Raw genomic sequence first — 13,402 nt, 5'->3', positions numbered from 1 at the left:
GCTCGGCACCAGCGGGGTGGTCGAACTCACTTGCCGAGAATTTCCTTTTCCTTGGCCTGCGCCGCCGCATCGATCTCCTTGATCGTGTCGTCGGTGATCTTCTGGACCTCGGTGTCGAGCTTCTTGTGCTCGTCCTCGCTGATTTCCTTCTTCTTCTCGTCGGTCTTCAGCGCGTCCATCGCATCACGGCGCACGTTGCGAGCGGCGATCCGGGCCTTTTCGGCATATTGGCTGACGAGCTTGGCAAGCTCCTTGCGGCGCTCCTCGGTCATGTCCGGAATGGGCAGGCGGATCATCTGCCCGTCGGTGATCGGATTGATCCCGAGACCGCCCGAACGGATCGCCTTTTCCACTGCATTGAGGTTGGACTTGTCCCACACCTGGACCGAGATCATCCGCGGCTCGGGCACCGAGACCGTGGCGACCTGATTGAGCGGCATCTTGGCGCCGTAGACCTCGACCTGGATCGGGTCGAGCAGCGCGGTCGAAGCGCGCCCGGTGCGAAGGCCGCCAAGATCGTTCTTGAGCGCTTCCACCGACCCCGCCATGCGGCGCTTCACATCGGCCTTGTCATAGGCTGGCATTTTAACGTTCCTCCTGGTCCTGAACGATCGTCGCCACGCCCTCGCCCGCAAGCACCTTGGCCAGGTTGCCGGGCTGGCGAACGTTGAAGACGACGATCGGAATATCGTTCTCGCGGCACAGCGCAACCGCGGCTGCGTCCATGATCTTGAGGTCTTCGGCAAGCACCTTGTCGAAGCCGATGGTGTCGAACCGCTTGGCGTCCTTCACCTTCTTGGGGTCGGCCGAATAAACGCCGTCGACGCTGGTGCCCTTGAACAGCGCATTGCACTTCATTTCGGCAGCGCGGAGCGCGGCACCGGTATCGGTGGTGAAATACGGCGAGCCGACGCCGGCGGCGAAGATCACCACGCGACCCTTGGCGAGATGGCGCTCGGCGCGCCGGCGGATCACCGGCTCGCACACCTGATCCATCTTGATCGCCGACTGGACGCGGGTTTCGACCCCCATCTGCTCGAGCGCGTTCTGCACCGCGAGCGCGTTCATCACGGTCGCGAGCATCCCCATGTAGTCGGCCTGGGCGCGGTCCATACCCTTGGCGGCGCCCGCCATTCCGCGGAAGATGTTACCCCCGCCGATCACAAGGCACAGCTCGAAACCGGCCTCCTTGGCGGCCTTCACTTCGGCGGCCATGGCGGCGACGGTGTCGGGATCGATCCCGAAGTGGCCGGGCCCCATCAACGCCTCGCCCGACAGCTTCAGGAGAATGCGGTTGAAGCGGCGGGGCATGGGAATGGCGGTCTTTCGGATGTGAAACGGGCGGCAGCGCTTCTATAAGCGCCGCCGCCCGCTTGGGAAGTATCTTCTCCCCTCCCGAGGGAGGAGAGCGGACGACTTAGCCCTGCTTGACGCCCGAGGCGGCAGCCACTTCGGCAGCGAAATCGCTCTGCTGCTTCTCGATGCCTTCGCCAAGCTGGAAGCGGACGAAATCAACGATGGTCGCCGAACCGCCAGCCGCCTTGGCTTCTGCCGAGACATAGTCCTGCACAGGGGTCTTGCCGTCGAACACGACTGCCTGGGTCAGCAGCGCGCTTTCCTTGCGGAACTTGTCGACCGGACCCTTGAGGATCTTCTCGGCGATGTCAGCAGGCTTGCCGGCGATCTTGTCGGCGTTCTTCTCGCGCGCGATCGCAGCTTCACGCTCGATCACAGCCGGATCGATCGCTTCGCCGGTCAGCGCCAGCGGATTGGCGGCGGCGATGTGCATGGCGATCTGCTTGCCGAGGCTTTCGAGCTTCTCGGCCGGCGCATCGCCTTCGAGCGCGACGAGCACGCCGATCTTGCCCATGCCGGGTGCGGCGGCGTTGTGGACATAGGCCACGACTGCACCGTTATCGACGCTGAGCATCTTCGCACGGCGCAGGTTCTGATTCTCGCCGATGGTGGCGATGTTCTCGGTCAGCGCTTCCTCGACCGACTTGCCCGACGGCATGGTGGCGCCCTTCAGCGCGTCCACGTCACCGTTGCCGCTCAGCGCAAGCTGGGTGACGTCGCGAACGAAACCCTGGAACTGCTCGTTCTTGGCGACGAAATCGGTTTCCGAGTTCACCTCCACGACCACGCCCTTGTTGCCCGACACGGCAACACCGACGAGACCTTCGGCGGCAGTGCGGCCAGCCTTCTTCCCCGCCGAAGCGAGACCCTTGGCGCGAAGCCAGTCGATGGACGCTTCGATGTCGCCGTTGTTTTCGGCAAGCGCCTTCTTGCAGTCCATCATGCCGGCGCCCGAGCGCTCGCGCAGTTCCTTGACCATCGCGGCCGTGATGTCAGCCATGTGTGAATTCCTTTTGCTCCCCTCCCGCTGACGGGAGGAGCTGGGGGGAGAAAATCTGAAAAGCAGTGGAGAGCGTCACCACCGTGACAGCTCTCCACCGAAATCCGTCGCCGATGCGACGGGGATGAAGCTTACGCTTCGAGCGCGGCTTCGGCCGGCGGCTCAGCCATTGCGCCGATGTCGACGCCCTGGCGCTGCTGGTTGCCGGTCTTGCCAGCGGTCGAGGCCTCGGCCACGGCGTCGGCATAGAGGCGGATCGCGCGGCTGGCGTCGTCGTTACCCGGAACCGGGAAGGCAATGCCCTCAGGGTTCGAGTTCGAATCGAGGATCGCGACGACGGGGATGCCAAGGACGTTGGCTTCCTTGATCGCCAGCTCTTCCTTGTTGGTGTCGATCACGAACATGACGTCGGGCAGGCCGCCCATGTCACGGATGCCGCCGAGGCTCTTCTCAAGCTTGTCGCGCTCGCGGGTGAGCTGAAGGACTTCCTTCTTGGTCAGGCCGGCAGTGTCGCCGCCGAGCTGCTCTTCAAGGCTCTTGAGGCGCTTGATCGAGTTGGAGATGGTCTTCCAGTTGGTCAGCATGCCGCCGAGCCAGCGGTGGTTGACGAAGTGCTGGCCCGAACGGCCGGCGGCTTCGGCCACAGCGTCCTGCGCCTGGCGCTTGGTACCGACGAACAGCACCTTGCCGCCGCGGGCAACGGTCTGCTGCACGAAGTCGAGGGCGCGAGCGAACAGCGGAACGCTCTGCGAAAGATCGATGATGTGAACGCCGTTGCGATCGCCGAAGATGTACGGCTTCATGCGCGGGTTCCAGCGGTGGGTCTGGTGACCAAAGTGAGCGCCAGCTTCAAGCAGCTGCTGCATCGAGACGAGCGTGCTCGCCATATGGATAATTCCTTCCGGTTGATCCTCTGGGAAGCGGGAACATGCGACCTTGCGGCTGCACGCACCGGGCTATGATGCCTCCCATGCGGGTTTTTGACGTCGCCGTCCCTAGCACTTCGAATGGTAGCGGAGGAGGGACTTGAACCCCCGACACGCGGATTATGATTCCGCTGCTCTAACCAGCTGAGCTACTCCGCCCCCGTTCGGGGTGCCGTGACGGCGGGCGGGCCTATACGCGGGTGGTCCCGGTCGGTCAACGCCAAGGAACCGCTGCTTTTGCGCCGTGTTGGGAGGCGCAAAGGAGAACAATGAAGATGGACCCGCTGACGCCGCTCGACACCCTGTGCCGCATCATACTGCGAGCGCGCGAATATGAGGCCCAGACGCCCTCCGATTATGACGAGGGTGAAGGCGCCGACAACGTCGACGACGACGATAGCGGAGAAGCCCTGTCGGTACTCGACGACGACATCAATGACGGCGTGGAGGAAGAACTTCGTGCGGTGATCGACGACCTTGGCGAGGATCAGCAGGCCGAACTGCTTGCCTTCTGCTGGGTTGGCCAGGGCACCTACGAAGCATCCGACTGGGACGAAGCGATGGCCGAAGCCACCGACGAGGTGGCTGCAGGCGGCGTGGTCGACCAGTTCCTCGAGATGCCGATGCTGGCAAGCGTGCTGGAAGCCGGCATGGCCGCGTTCGAGCTCAGCTGCGACGGGGTCGGCGACCTCAGCTAGCCGCGAAAGATCCACCGCCCGAGGCGTTCCCACGGACCGCCAAGGTAGCGGTGGAGCTCCAACCCCGCGATCCTGAGTGGGCGTGGGCTGAACGTCGCCTCCAGTTCACGCAGCAGCGCTTTGGCGGCAGAAGGTTCGGCCTTGTTCATGATCGTGACGTGCGGCCGCCAGCCTTGCGAATCCTGCGCGGTGAGGAAGCCGTGAAAGTGCTCCGCAATGTTGCGCCGGATCGCCTCCAGATCGTCGGAGACGATGCGATAGGCGACTCCACGACCAAGGTTCATCAGCCCTGCGATCTTCGCTTGCGGCGGCTTCGCAGACGCTTCTCGCGCCAGCACCCTACCCGCCTCTGCTTCTGCGCTTGGCGGAAGGGCGTGGAACATAGTGAGGTGCGCGGCAAGTTGGTTGCGCTCGGGCGGGAAGTAGGCGCGGCGCTGGCCGTCGAGCCAGGCGAAGTCCTCAGCTCCAAGCGCTGCCGTCACAATAAGCGCACCGCTCATGATCTCGCTTCCTTGGCGAAGACGCTCACGCTCCGGGCCACTTATCTTTCTGAAGTTCGGGCAAACGGTCGAACTCCTCGGCGGACATGTCGGTCTTCACCGAACCGTCCTGCACGCCAGCGTAATGCCAGTCGACCCGGCGAAAGGTCTCGCCCACTCCAGCGAGGCCGCCTTGCGCCACCACCAGGTAGCGCAGCTTGCCACCGTTGCAGCTCAGCATCGCGTCCACCGTGCTGCCAAGCACCTCGCCGCCGCGCCCGAGCAGGCGCGACGCGGTCAGGCTGGACGCCGGAAACAAATCATCGCCAGGAGCCGCCGCGCTTGCTTCAGCTGCCTTGCTCGCCCCCTCTTCCAGTTTGGCCTGCCGGCCGAGCCAGCGATACACGCCGAACAGGTTGAGCAACGTCATGACGGCATTGGTCCAGACCAGCGCCGGCTGACCGGTCAGCAGCCCGGTTGTAAACCAGGCGATTGAGCCGACGGTGAAGATGATGAAGCCGATGCCGGTGATCCGGCTGCCAAGGTTCGAGGCGGTGAAACAGGCGGCGATGATGGTCGCGGCGGTCGCGATCCACGAGGCGGTTTGATCCATTTGCCGCCAATGCCGGAGAGGCGCCCAAAGTTGCGCCTCTGACCTTTGGGCCTAGATCTCGACCTGGCTGCCGAGCTCGACCACCCGGTTTGGTGGCAGCTTGAAGAATTCCATGGCGCTTTCCGAATTGCGCAACATCCAGGCGAACAGCCGTTCCCGCCAGCTCGCCATCCCGGGCCGCGCGGTGCTGATCAGCGTCTGGCGCGCGAGGAAGAAGCTCGTGTCCATCATCCGGCAGGCCGGGCCGCAATCGCGCAGCTTGCCGAGGTCGTCGGGCACGTTCATCTCATCCATGAAGCCATACCTCAGGATCACGCGGAAGAAGCCCTCGCTATAATCCTGCGTTTCCAGCCGCCGCTCCTCAGGCACGTTGGGCACGTCCTCGATCCTCACCGTCAGCAGCATGATGCGTTCGTGCAGCACCTTGTTGTGCTTGAGATTGTGCAGCAGCGCATGGGGCACGCCCTTGGCGCTGGAGGTCATGAACACGGCGGTTCCGGGGACGCGCGTGGCGCTGCCGGCGGCTGATTTGACGAACACTTCCATCGGCAGGCTCGCTTCGGCCATTCGGTCCATCATCAGCTTTCGGCCCTTTGCCCAGGTGGTGAGCAGGGTGAAGCCGATCACGCCGACGACCAGCGGCACCCAGCCGCCGTCCGGCACCTTCAGCAGGTTGGCACCGAAATAGAGGATGTCGACCAGCAGGAAGAGCGCCAGCAGTGGCACGGCCTTCCACGCGGGCCATTTCCAGAGCGAGAAAAAGACCACTGCCAACAGCAGAGTGTCGATGAACATCGCTCCGGTCACCGCGATGCCGTAGGCCGCCGCGAGGTTGGACGAGCTGCCGAAGCTGATCACCAGCAGCACCACCGCCACCATCAGCGCCCAGTTCACCACCGGAATGTAGATCTGGCCCTTGGCAGTCTCGCTGGTCTGGAGAATGCGGAGGCGCGGGATGAAGCCAAGCTGGATCGCTTGCTGCGTCAGCGAAAAAGCGCCGGTGATCACGGCCTGGCTGGCGATCACGGTGGCGGCGGTTGCGAGCAGAACCAGCGGCAAGCGCAGCGATTCGGGGGCAAGATAGAAAAAGGGGTTCTTGACCAGTTCCCGTGCGCTTTCGGGCGATTGCGACAGCAGCATCGCGCCTTGGCCGAGGTAGTTCAGCAGCAGACAGACCACAACGCCGATCCAGGCATAGCGGATCGGACGGCGGCCAAAGTGCCCCATATCTGCGTAAAGCGCCTCTGCGCCCGTCACGGCCAGCACCACCGAACCCATGGCTATAAAGGCCGGAAGCGGCTCGGCATAATAGAAGAGCAATGCATTGCCGGGGTTCAGCATCTGGAACAGCAACGCCGGATGGTTCACGGTGTGCATCACACCGAGAACCGCGATGGTGACGAAATAGACGATCATCACCGGGCCGAAGAGATTACCGACCTTGGTCGTCCCGCGGGCCTGAATGGCGAACAAGCCAAGGAGAATGCCCACCGCCAGCGGCAATACGTAAGGCGTGAAGATCGGGCTGACGGTCTTCAAACCCTCAACCGCCGACAACACCGACATCGCCGGGGTGATCATCGAGTCGCCGTAGAACAGCGCGGTCGCGAACACGCCCAGCATCACGATCCCGCCAGTCCAACGCCGGGTGGTGCTGGTCGACCGGTTGATCAGCGCCAGCAAGGCAAGGCTTCCGCCCTCCCCCTTGTTGTCGGCCCGCATGATGATGCTGACGTACTTCAGCGACACGATGATCATCATCGACCAGAAGATCAGGCTCAGCACACCGTAGATGTGCAGCCGGTCGGGTTCGAGCGTGTGGTGGCCAGCGAAGGTCTCGCGGAAAGCGTAGATGGGCGACGTGCCGATATCGCCGAACACGATTCCAGCCGCGCCGAGCATCAGCTTGGCGAGCGATCCCTGCACATGGTGGCCGTGGCTGTCCTCGGTCACCGCCGGTTCGGCGGGCTGGGCAGCGCCTTCAGCGGTGACGTTCATCGGGCGGGGCCCCTAGCAGTGCCGACCCCTGCCCGCAATCGGCTGGCGCTACCGCTTGTTCTGGGGCTATAGGCGCGCGCAAACACCAAGCATCAACTCTCGAGAAGGCGATCGGTCCATGCGCGTCGGCGTGCCCAAGGAAATCAAGAACCACGAATATCGTGTCGGCCTTACCCCGGCCTCGGTCAAGGAGCTGGTCGCGGCCGGCCACGAGCTGTTCGTCGAGACCGGCGCTGGCATGGGCATCGACTGCCCCGATAATGCTTACGTGAAAGCGGGCGCGACCATTTTGCCCGACGCCGCCTCGGTGTTCGAAACGGCCGAGATGATCGTCAAGGTGAAGGAGCCGCAGCCGGGCGAGATCGCGATGATCAAGCCGCACCACCTGCTGTTCACCTACCTCCACCTCGCCGCCGACAAGCCGCAGGCCGAGGGACTGATGAAGTCGGGCGCGACCTGTATCGCCTATGAAACGGTGACGTCACGCTCGGGCGCGCTGCCGCTTCTCAAGCCGATGAGCGAGGTCGCGGGCCGGCTCAGCATCCAGGTCGGCGCGCACTATCTCGAAAAGGCGCAGGGCGGCCGCGGCGTGCTGCTCGGCGGCGTTCCGGGCGTTGCGCCGGCCAAGGTAGCGATCCTCGGCGGCGGCGTTAGCGGCGTCAACGCGGCGCAGATGGCGGTCGGCATGCGCGCCGACGTCACCATCTACGACATCTCGAACGAGCGCCTGGCCGAGCTCGACATGTTCTTCGGCAGCCAGATCAAGACCGCTTACGCCAGCCGCGCCGCCATCGCCCATGCGGTGGAAGAGGCCGAGCTGGTGATCGGCGCGGTGCTGGTCCCGGGTGCCGCGGCGCCCAAGCTCGTCAGCCGTGAGATGCTCAAGACCATGAAGCGTGGGTCGGTGCTGGTCGACATCGCCATCGACCAGGGCGGCTGTTTCGAGACCAGCCATGCGACCACCCATGCCGACCCGGTCTACGAGGTCGATGGCGTGATCCATTATTGCGTCGCCAACATGCCGGGCGCGGTCGCCCGCACCAGCGCGTTCGCGTTGAACAATGCGACCCTGCCCTTCGCGCTGAAGCTCGCCAACATGGGCGCGGAAGCGGCGATGGCGGCCGACCCGCATCTTGCCAACGGCCTCAACGTCAGCGGCGGCAAGATCCGCCACCAGGCCGTCGCAGAGGCCCTCGATCTGGAGTTCGTGCCGGTCTAAACCGCACGGAACATAAAAGGAACGTCGTCGTTCTTCAGCCAACTCAATTGCTTGAGAAGGTTAGAAGAATGGCGACGAAACCCGACACCGATCCCAAGGCGCATCCGACCGGCAATGCGGTCAAGGATCCCGATCACTGGACCACCGGCAGCGAGCCGATGACGGGGGCGCAGGCCTCCTATCTCCAGACGCTGAGCGAAGAAGCCGGCGAGGAGTTCGATCCCGAATTGAGCAAGGCCGAGGCGTCCAAGAAGATCGACGCGCTTCAGGAAGAAACCGGGCGCAGCGACTAAGGCTGCGGCGAACGCTGGGGGGCAGGCGGTGCCCCCTGCCCGTCCGGCTGTCTCGATCTCGCCTGCTGCTCAGCCAGCGAGTTACCGACCATGGCGACAGCCTGTTCGATCATTGGCCGGTAGCTGGTGCCCTCCGGCGTCAGCGCAAGCGCGGCGCGGAACAGCTCCAGGCTCCGTTCGAGATCGCCTGAACGGGCGCGGGCGAGGCCTTCGAAAAACAAGGGCGCCGGGTGGCGGGGCGCAGCCTGCCGCGCGCGTTCGTAGGCGAGTTCGGCGGGCGGCGTGATCATCTGCGCATGGTCGACCAGCGCATTGGCCAGCCCGATCTTCAGAGCGAGATTGTCGGGATAAGCCTTGAGCCCCGCCCGGATAGCGCCCAATTCCTCGGTCGTATTGCCACGCCGGGCGTAGCTGTCCGCGATCAGCAGATAGCGTTCGCCCGCGGTGAAGTGCCCGAGCATCGCCTGTCGCGCTTCGGTAAGTGGCAGGGCCGGACGGCTGAGCCCCCCTTCGCGCGGCGCACCCGGCAGGTCGGGCTCCCCCTGCAGCGCATAGCCCGCAGCGCCCAGCATCAGCGCGGCCAGCGTCACCTGAAGCGCGGCACCGCGCAGCTTGCCCGCGACCCACAGGCCGCCGGCGGTGGCGGCGAGCAGCAGGAACAACCACAGCCAGCCCATCAGCGCCGAACCTTCATGCGTCGCATGACCAGGAAGCCGCCGGCGATCAGCAGCACCAGCGGCGCGAGCCACAGGACAAAGGTCTCACGGTCAAGCCGCGGCTGATAGCTCACCCAGCTTCCGTAGCGGTCGATCAGGAAATTGCGCACCTGATCGGGGCTGTCGCCCGCTTCGATCCGGGTGCGGACGAGGTGGCGCATGTCGCCGGCCATCTCGGCATCGCTGTCGTGAATCGATTGGCCTTGGCAGACCAGGCAGCGAAGCTCAGTCATCAACTCGGTCGCTTTGGCTTCCTTGGCCGGGTCGGAAAGCTGCTTGTACGCATAGGGCGCAGCCGGACGGTTCGAATCGGCGCTGGCGGCCGTGGCGCCAAGCAGGGCAAGCACGGCGAGTGCGAGACGCAACCTCATCGCGCCTTCTCCCACTCGGCCATCATCTCAGGCACCTGATCGGGCGTGATCGGGCCGATGTGCTGGTAGCGGATGACGCCCTTGCCATCGACGATGAAGCTTTCTGGCACGCCGGACGAGCCGAATGCTATCTGCGCCTCACCTACAGGGTCACTGCCTAGCGCAGCAAACGGGTCGCCATTATCGGCGAGGAACTTGCGAACATCGGTAGGGTCGTCGCGCAGCGCAATCGCGTCAATGACGACGCCGCGCTTCTGGAGGTCCAGCAGCACCGGCGCCTCGGCTATGCAAGGCACGCACCAGCTGGCGAAGAAATTGACCAGGCGCGGCCTGCCCTGCCCTAGGTCGGTGCTGGCGAGGCCCGGGCGACCGGGCAGCAGCGGGGCTGCGGCAAAGGTTGGCACGTCGCGCCCGACCATGCGCGAGCGGATGGACGTGTCGGGCGGCGCGCTCAGCCGCCAGGCTGCGGCGGCGACAAAGCCGACGAACAGAAGCAGCGGCACGAGGAGCCAGGCCCGGCGGCTCATGTCCGCGCCTCGGCGACAATCGGTCGGCCACGCTCACGGCGCAGGCGGCCGATGAGGGCGAGCAGCCCTCCCAGTGCGATCAGGGCGCCGCCCAGCCAGATGAAAGTGACCATCGGCTTCCACCAAAGACGCATCTGCCACCGGTCGCCTTCGCGCTTGCCGATCACTGTGTAGAGCTGGCCGTCGAGACGGGTGATGATCGCCGCTTCGTTGGTCTCGGTCGGCGGCGAGCTGAAATAGCGGCTCTGCGGATCGAGCCGGATCGAGGTGCCCCCACGAGTCGCGACCAGATGGCCTTCGATCGCGGTCCAGTTGGGACCGGCCACCGGGTCGACGCCGTTGAAGCGGACCTTCCAAGGGCCAACGGTCAGCGTTTCGCCAATGCGCGCAGCCGCCAGCGTCTCGCGGGTCAGCGAAGCATCGGATGCAGCGCCGATCATCGCCACCGCTATTCCAAGGTGGCTGATCACCATGCCCCAGATGGCCAGCGGGGTGCGCCGCAGCTCGCGTCCAGCCAGCGGCAGGAAACTCGCCGTGGCCAGACCCGCTGCAAAGGCCAGGCCAAGCCGCGGCAACCAGTTCATCGCGGGCACGACGAAGGTCAGCGCAAGGGCTACGACGGTGACAATCGCTGGAACCGCGATCCGGCGCAGATTGGGCCGTGTGTCGCGCCGCCAGCGCAGGAGCGGGCCGATGAACAGCAGCGCGGCTAGGATCAGCACCAGCGGCCCCGTCACCGCGTTGAAATAGGGTGGACCGACCGAGATCTTCTCGCCGGAAACCGCTTCCACCGCGACGGGGTAGAGCGTGCCGACGAACACGGTGCCGAGGATGACCGAGAGGATGAGGTTGTTCGCGACCAAAGCGCCTTCGCGGCTGACCGGCTCGAACCGCGCGCCTTCGCGGACCGATGCGATCCGCAGCGCAAACAGCAGCAGCGCTCCGCCGGTGTAGAAGATCAACAGGCCAAGGATGAAGCTGCCGCGGGTAGGATCGACCGCGAAGCTGTGAACGCTGGTGAGGATGCCCGAGCGGACCAGGAAGGTCCCGATCATCGACATGGAGAAGGCGACCACTGCCAGCATCACCGTCCAGGCCCGAAGCGACCCGCGGGCCGCCAGCACGTTGATGGAATGGAGCAAGGCAGTGGCGGCAAGCCACGGCATCAGGCTGGCATTCTCGACCGGGTCCCAGAACCACCAGCCGCCCCAGCCAAGCTCGTAATAAGCCCAATAGCTGCCGGCGACGATGCCGATGGTGAGCAGCACCCAGGCCCCAAGCACCCACGGTCGCATCGCGCGGGCCATGGCCGGGCCGACTTCGCGGGTCACCAGCGCGCCGACCGCAAGGCTGAACGCGACGCTTAAGCCGACGTAGCCAAGGTAGAGTGTCGGCGGGTGGAAGGCGAGACCGGGGTCTTGCAGCAGCGGGTTCAGCCCCTGCCCTTGCGGCGGCGCCGGGTTTAGGCGGGTAAAGGGATTGGAGGCGATCAGCAGGAAGCCGAAGAAGCCAAGCGCTAGCAGCGCTTGCGCGCCAAGCGTCGCGCGAAGGCTGCGTTCGGGCAGGCGCCGCTCGACAAGCGCAAGCAGCGCTCCGGCGGCCGACAGCACGGTCACCCACAACAGCATCGAGCCTTCGTGATTGCCCCACGCGCCCGAGAAGCGGTAGATGAAGGGCTTGGCGCTGTGGCTGTTCGCCGCGACCAGCTCGACGCTGGTGTCGGTGCGAAGGAACAGCCAGATCAGCAGCGCGAAGGCGAGCAGGGTCAGCGCACCCTGTGCCACCGCAACCGGGGCAACCAGCGTCTTGAGATCGCCGAGGCGATTGCCCGCGACTGCCAATCCGAATTGAAGCAGCGCGAGCGAGAAGGCGAGCCACAGGGCGGCAAGCCCCGCTTCGGCAATCACTTCACCGTCTCCCGCGTCATCAGCTCGGCCGCCTGGTTGCCCATCTGCGGCGGCATGTAGCGCTCGTCGTGCTTGGCGAGGATGGTGGTCGCGACGAAGGTGCCATCGCGGGCGAGCTCGCCCTCGGCAACGGCGCCGCTGTTCTCCTTGAACAAGTCGGGGACGATGCCGGTAAAGCGGACCGGCACCTGGCCCACGCCATCGGTCAGCACAAAGGCGACGCTAACTCCGTCGGGCATTCGCTTGATCGAGCCCTGCTGCACCATGCCGCCGAGCCGCAGCGGAACGCCGACCTCGGCGCGTCCAGCGGCAACGTCCTGCGGGGTGCGGAAATAAGCAGCCCGATCGGAGAGGCCCCACATCGCCAGCATCACCGCACCGATCAGCGCGGCCACCGCCAGCAGGACCAGCACCAGCCTCTGGTGCTTGGGCGCAAGGGTCATTTCTTGCGGCTCAGTTTTTCAGCCTGTTGCTCGGCCGTGCGGCAGGCGAGCAGCGCCCAGGCGAGCAGCCCACCCGCACCCGCCAGGAAGACCGCATAAGCGGCGATAACGAAGGCCCACTGGTTCATGCCGCTGCCGTCCGGCGCAGCCGCGCCTCGACCTTGGTCGCTGCCAGCTCAGTCCGCATCCGCAGCAGCACGATCGCGCCAAACAACGCGGAGAAGCCGGACAGGGTGAAGAACAATGGCCAAAGGATCTCGGGCGCTATCGAGGTGCCGGTCAGCTCAATGCTTTCGCCCTGGTGTAGCGTGTTCCACCATTGCACCGAGAAGTGGATGATCGGGATGTTGACGGCGCCGACCAGCCCGAACACGGGCGCCGCTCGGCCATCGGGTCCCCTCTCCTTCTCCGCCGCGGCCAGGGCCATGTACCCGCAGTAGAGAAAGAACAGCACCAGCATCGAGGTCAGACGCCCGTCCCATTCCCACCAAGTGCCCCAAGTTGGGCGCCCCCAGATCGAGCCTGTGGCAAGGCAAAGAAAGGCGAACATGGCGCCCGCCGGCGCAATCGCGCGCGCCGCGACGCCGGCCAACGGGTGGCGCCACACGATCTGCATGGCCGAGGCAACCGCGATCCCGGTCCAACCGCCCATGCCAAGCCAGGCGGCCGGCACATGGATGTGAAGGATCCGCGCGGTTTCGCCTTGCAGATAATCGGGCGGCATCACGAACAGCGCTCCGATGATGCCGATCGCGCTCAGCAAGAGTCCGAGGCCGAGCAGCCACGCCGTGGCGGGCCGGGCGATCTTCAGGAAACGGGCGGGGTTGGCGAAGCGGTGCATGAGCCTGTTGCGCCC

The 13,402-nt window shown here is 65.2% G+C and carries 17 protein-coding genes and 1 tRNA gene; 3 read left to right on the top strand and 15 right to left on the bottom strand.

Annotation, left to right across the window (positions count from 1 at the left end):
• Positions 1–26: 26 nt before the first annotated feature.
• From frr to ACP69Z_RS09895, 5 genes are all read right to left on the bottom strand, one after another.
• Positions 27–584 (bottom strand): ribosome recycling factor, encoded by a 558-nt coding sequence (gene frr / locus ACP69Z_RS09915; protein WP_426267327.1) that lies wholly within the window; start codon positions 582–584, stop codon positions 27–29.
• Position 585: 1 nt separating this feature from the next.
• Complete coding sequence (gene pyrH / locus ACP69Z_RS09910; protein WP_426267326.1) at positions 586–1,311, bottom strand: UMP kinase; 726 nt, start codon at positions 1,309–1,311, stop codon at positions 586–588.
• A gap of 106 nt (positions 1,312–1,417) precedes the next feature.
• The gene (gene tsf, locus ACP69Z_RS09905; RefSeq protein WP_426267325.1) at positions 1,418–2,356 is read right to left on the bottom strand and encodes a translation elongation factor Ts; all 939 of its coding nucleotides are present in this window, start codon (positions 2,354–2,356) and stop codon (positions 1,418–1,420) included.
• Positions 2,357–2,487: 131 nt separating this feature from the next.
• Positions 2,488–3,243, bottom strand: a complete 756-nt coding sequence (gene rpsB, locus ACP69Z_RS09900) for a 30S ribosomal protein S2 (protein ID WP_426267324.1) — start codon at positions 3,241–3,243, stop codon at positions 2,488–2,490.
• Between the two features lie 121 nt (positions 3,244–3,364).
• Positions 3,365–3,441: transfer RNA gene (locus ACP69Z_RS09895), tRNA-Met, on the bottom strand.
• Positions 3,442–3,551: 110 nt separating this feature from the next.
• On the opposite strand from ACP69Z_RS09895, the gene ACP69Z_RS09890 reads away from it, so the two are divergent.
• Complete coding sequence (locus tag ACP69Z_RS09890) at positions 3,552–3,980, top strand: DUF3775 domain-containing protein (RefSeq protein WP_426267323.1); 429 nt, start codon at positions 3,552–3,554, stop codon at positions 3,978–3,980.
• On the opposite strand, the gene ACP69Z_RS09885 is transcribed toward ACP69Z_RS09890, so the two are convergent.
• The 3 genes from ACP69Z_RS09885 to ACP69Z_RS09875 are packed head-to-tail and all read right to left on the bottom strand — an operon-like array spanning position 3,977 to position 7,070.
• Entirely contained in the window at positions 3,977–4,480 is a 504-nt protein-coding gene (locus tag ACP69Z_RS09885; RefSeq protein ID WP_426267322.1) for a 2'-5' RNA ligase family protein, read from the bottom strand. The two genes, ACP69Z_RS09890 and ACP69Z_RS09885, sit on opposite strands and share 4 nt — an antisense overlap.
• A 25-nt stretch (positions 4,481–4,505) precedes the next feature.
• Positions 4,506–5,072 carry a PRC-barrel domain containing protein gene (locus tag ACP69Z_RS09880; protein ID WP_426267321.1) on the bottom strand — a complete coding sequence of 189 codons (567 nt, stop codon included), beginning with the start codon at positions 5,070–5,072 and terminating at the stop codon, positions 4,506–4,508.
• A 51-nt stretch (positions 5,073–5,123) separates the two neighbouring features.
• Complete coding sequence (locus tag ACP69Z_RS09875; protein WP_426267320.1) at positions 5,124–7,070, bottom strand: potassium transporter Kup; 1,947 nt, start codon at positions 7,068–7,070, stop codon at positions 5,124–5,126.
• A gap of 118 nt (positions 7,071–7,188) precedes the next feature.
• Here ACP69Z_RS09875 and ald point away from each other — a divergent pair, with 118 nt between their 5' ends.
• Both ald and ACP69Z_RS09865 read left to right on the top strand, forming a co-directional pair.
• Complete coding sequence (ald, locus tag ACP69Z_RS09870) at positions 7,189–8,289, top strand: alanine dehydrogenase (protein WP_426267319.1); 1,101 nt, start codon at positions 7,189–7,191, stop codon at positions 8,287–8,289.
• 68 nt (positions 8,290–8,357) lie between these two features.
• Positions 8,358–8,582 carry a DUF3072 domain-containing protein gene (locus ACP69Z_RS09865; RefSeq protein ID WP_426267318.1) on the top strand — a complete coding sequence of 75 codons (225 nt, stop codon included), beginning with the start codon at positions 8,358–8,360 and terminating at the stop codon, positions 8,580–8,582.
• On the opposite strand, the gene ACP69Z_RS09860 is transcribed toward ACP69Z_RS09865, so the two are convergent.
• From ACP69Z_RS09860 to ccmC, 7 genes are read right to left on the bottom strand one after another with little or no spacing between them, the layout of a single operon-like run.
• Positions 8,579–9,259 (bottom strand): tetratricopeptide repeat protein, encoded by a 681-nt coding sequence (locus ACP69Z_RS09860; RefSeq protein ID WP_426267317.1) that lies wholly within the window; start codon positions 9,257–9,259, stop codon positions 8,579–8,581. The two genes, ACP69Z_RS09865 and ACP69Z_RS09860, sit on opposite strands and share 4 nt — an antisense overlap.
• Positions 9,259–9,669: a cytochrome c-type biogenesis protein gene (locus ACP69Z_RS09855; RefSeq protein WP_426267316.1), complete on the bottom strand. Its 411-nt coding sequence runs from the start codon at positions 9,667–9,669 to the stop codon at positions 9,259–9,261. The genes ACP69Z_RS09860 and ACP69Z_RS09855 overlap by 1 nt, the downstream gene beginning before the upstream one ends.
• Positions 9,666–10,196 (bottom strand): DsbE family thiol:disulfide interchange protein, encoded by a 531-nt coding sequence (locus tag ACP69Z_RS09850; RefSeq protein WP_426267315.1) that lies wholly within the window; start codon positions 10,194–10,196, stop codon positions 9,666–9,668. Before ACP69Z_RS09850 ends, ACP69Z_RS09855 begins: the two co-directional genes overlap by 4 nt.
• Positions 10,193–12,103, bottom strand: coding sequence for a heme lyase CcmF/NrfE family subunit (locus ACP69Z_RS09845; RefSeq protein WP_426267314.1), 1,911 nt, complete (start codon positions 12,101–12,103; stop codon positions 10,193–10,195). Before ACP69Z_RS09845 ends, ACP69Z_RS09850 begins: the two co-directional genes overlap by 4 nt.
• Positions 12,100–12,546 carry a cytochrome c maturation protein CcmE gene (gene ccmE / locus ACP69Z_RS09840; RefSeq protein WP_426267313.1) on the bottom strand — a complete coding sequence of 149 codons (447 nt, stop codon included), beginning with the start codon at positions 12,544–12,546 and terminating at the stop codon, positions 12,100–12,102. Before ccmE ends, ACP69Z_RS09845 begins: the two co-directional genes overlap by 4 nt.
• Positions 12,543–12,674, bottom strand: a complete 132-nt coding sequence (locus ACP69Z_RS09835) for a hypothetical protein (protein WP_426267312.1) — start codon at positions 12,672–12,674, stop codon at positions 12,543–12,545. Before ACP69Z_RS09835 ends, ccmE begins: the two co-directional genes overlap by 4 nt.
• The gene (gene ccmC, locus ACP69Z_RS09830) at positions 12,671–13,387 is read right to left on the bottom strand and encodes a heme ABC transporter permease CcmC (RefSeq protein ID WP_426268082.1); all 717 of its coding nucleotides are present in this window, start codon (positions 13,385–13,387) and stop codon (positions 12,671–12,673) included. The genes ACP69Z_RS09835 and ccmC overlap by 4 nt, the downstream gene beginning before the upstream one ends.
• Positions 13,388–13,402: the final 15 nt, after the last annotated feature.

Source organism: Sphingomonas sp. LHG3443-2, assembly GCF_049896405.1.
GTDB lineage: Bacteria > Pseudomonadota > Alphaproteobacteria > Sphingomonadales > Sphingomonadaceae > Sphingomicrobium.
Note: the sequence above shows the minus strand (reverse complement) of the source record. Positions and strands in the feature narration are given on the sequence as shown.

Coding starts and splice junctions, on each gene's coding strand:
- frr (WP_426267327.1), bottom strand. CDS start 584: ATGCCAGCCTATGACAAGGCCGATGTGAAGCGCCGCATGGCGGGGTCG.
- pyrH (WP_426267326.1), bottom strand. CDS start 1,311: ATGCCCCGCCGCTTCAACCGCATTCTCCTGAAGCTGTCGGGCGAGGCG.
- tsf (WP_426267325.1), bottom strand. CDS start 2,356: ATGGCTGACATCACGGCCGCGATGGTCAAGGAACTGCGCGAGCGCTCG.
- rpsB (WP_426267324.1), bottom strand. CDS start 3,243: ATGGCGAGCACGCTCGTCTCGATGCAGCAGCTGCTTGAAGCTGGCGCT.
- ACP69Z_RS09890 (WP_426267323.1), top strand. CDS start 3,552: ATGAAGATGGACCCGCTGACGCCGCTCGACACCCTGTGCCGCATCATA.
- ACP69Z_RS09885 (WP_426267322.1), bottom strand. CDS start 4,480: ATGAGCGGTGCGCTTATTGTGACGGCAGCGCTTGGAGCTGAGGACTTC.
- ACP69Z_RS09880 (WP_426267321.1), bottom strand. CDS start 5,072: ATGGATCAAACCGCCTCGTGGATCGCGACCGCCGCGACCATCATCGCC.
- ACP69Z_RS09875 (WP_426267320.1), bottom strand. CDS start 7,070: ATGAACGTCACCGCTGAAGGCGCTGCCCAGCCCGCCGAACCGGCGGTG.
- ald (WP_426267319.1), top strand. CDS start 7,189: ATGCGCGTCGGCGTGCCCAAGGAAATCAAGAACCACGAATATCGTGTC.
- ACP69Z_RS09865 (WP_426267318.1), top strand. CDS start 8,358: ATGGCGACGAAACCCGACACCGATCCCAAGGCGCATCCGACCGGCAAT.
- ACP69Z_RS09860 (WP_426267317.1), bottom strand. CDS start 9,259: ATGGGCTGGCTGTGGTTGTTCCTGCTGCTCGCCGCCACCGCCGGCGGC.
- ACP69Z_RS09855 (WP_426267316.1), bottom strand. CDS start 9,669: ATGAGGTTGCGTCTCGCACTCGCCGTGCTTGCCCTGCTTGGCGCCACG.
- ACP69Z_RS09850 (WP_426267315.1), bottom strand. CDS start 10,196: ATGAGCCGCCGGGCCTGGCTCCTCGTGCCGCTGCTTCTGTTCGTCGGC.
- ccmE (WP_426267313.1), bottom strand. CDS start 12,546: ATGACCCTTGCGCCCAAGCACCAGAGGCTGGTGCTGGTCCTGCTGGCG.
- ACP69Z_RS09835 (WP_426267312.1), bottom strand. CDS start 12,674: ATGAACCAGTGGGCCTTCGTTATCGCCGCTTATGCGGTCTTCCTGGCG.
- ccmC (WP_426268082.1), bottom strand. CDS start 13,387: ATGCACCGCTTCGCCAACCCCGCCCGTTTCCTGAAGATCGCCCGGCCC.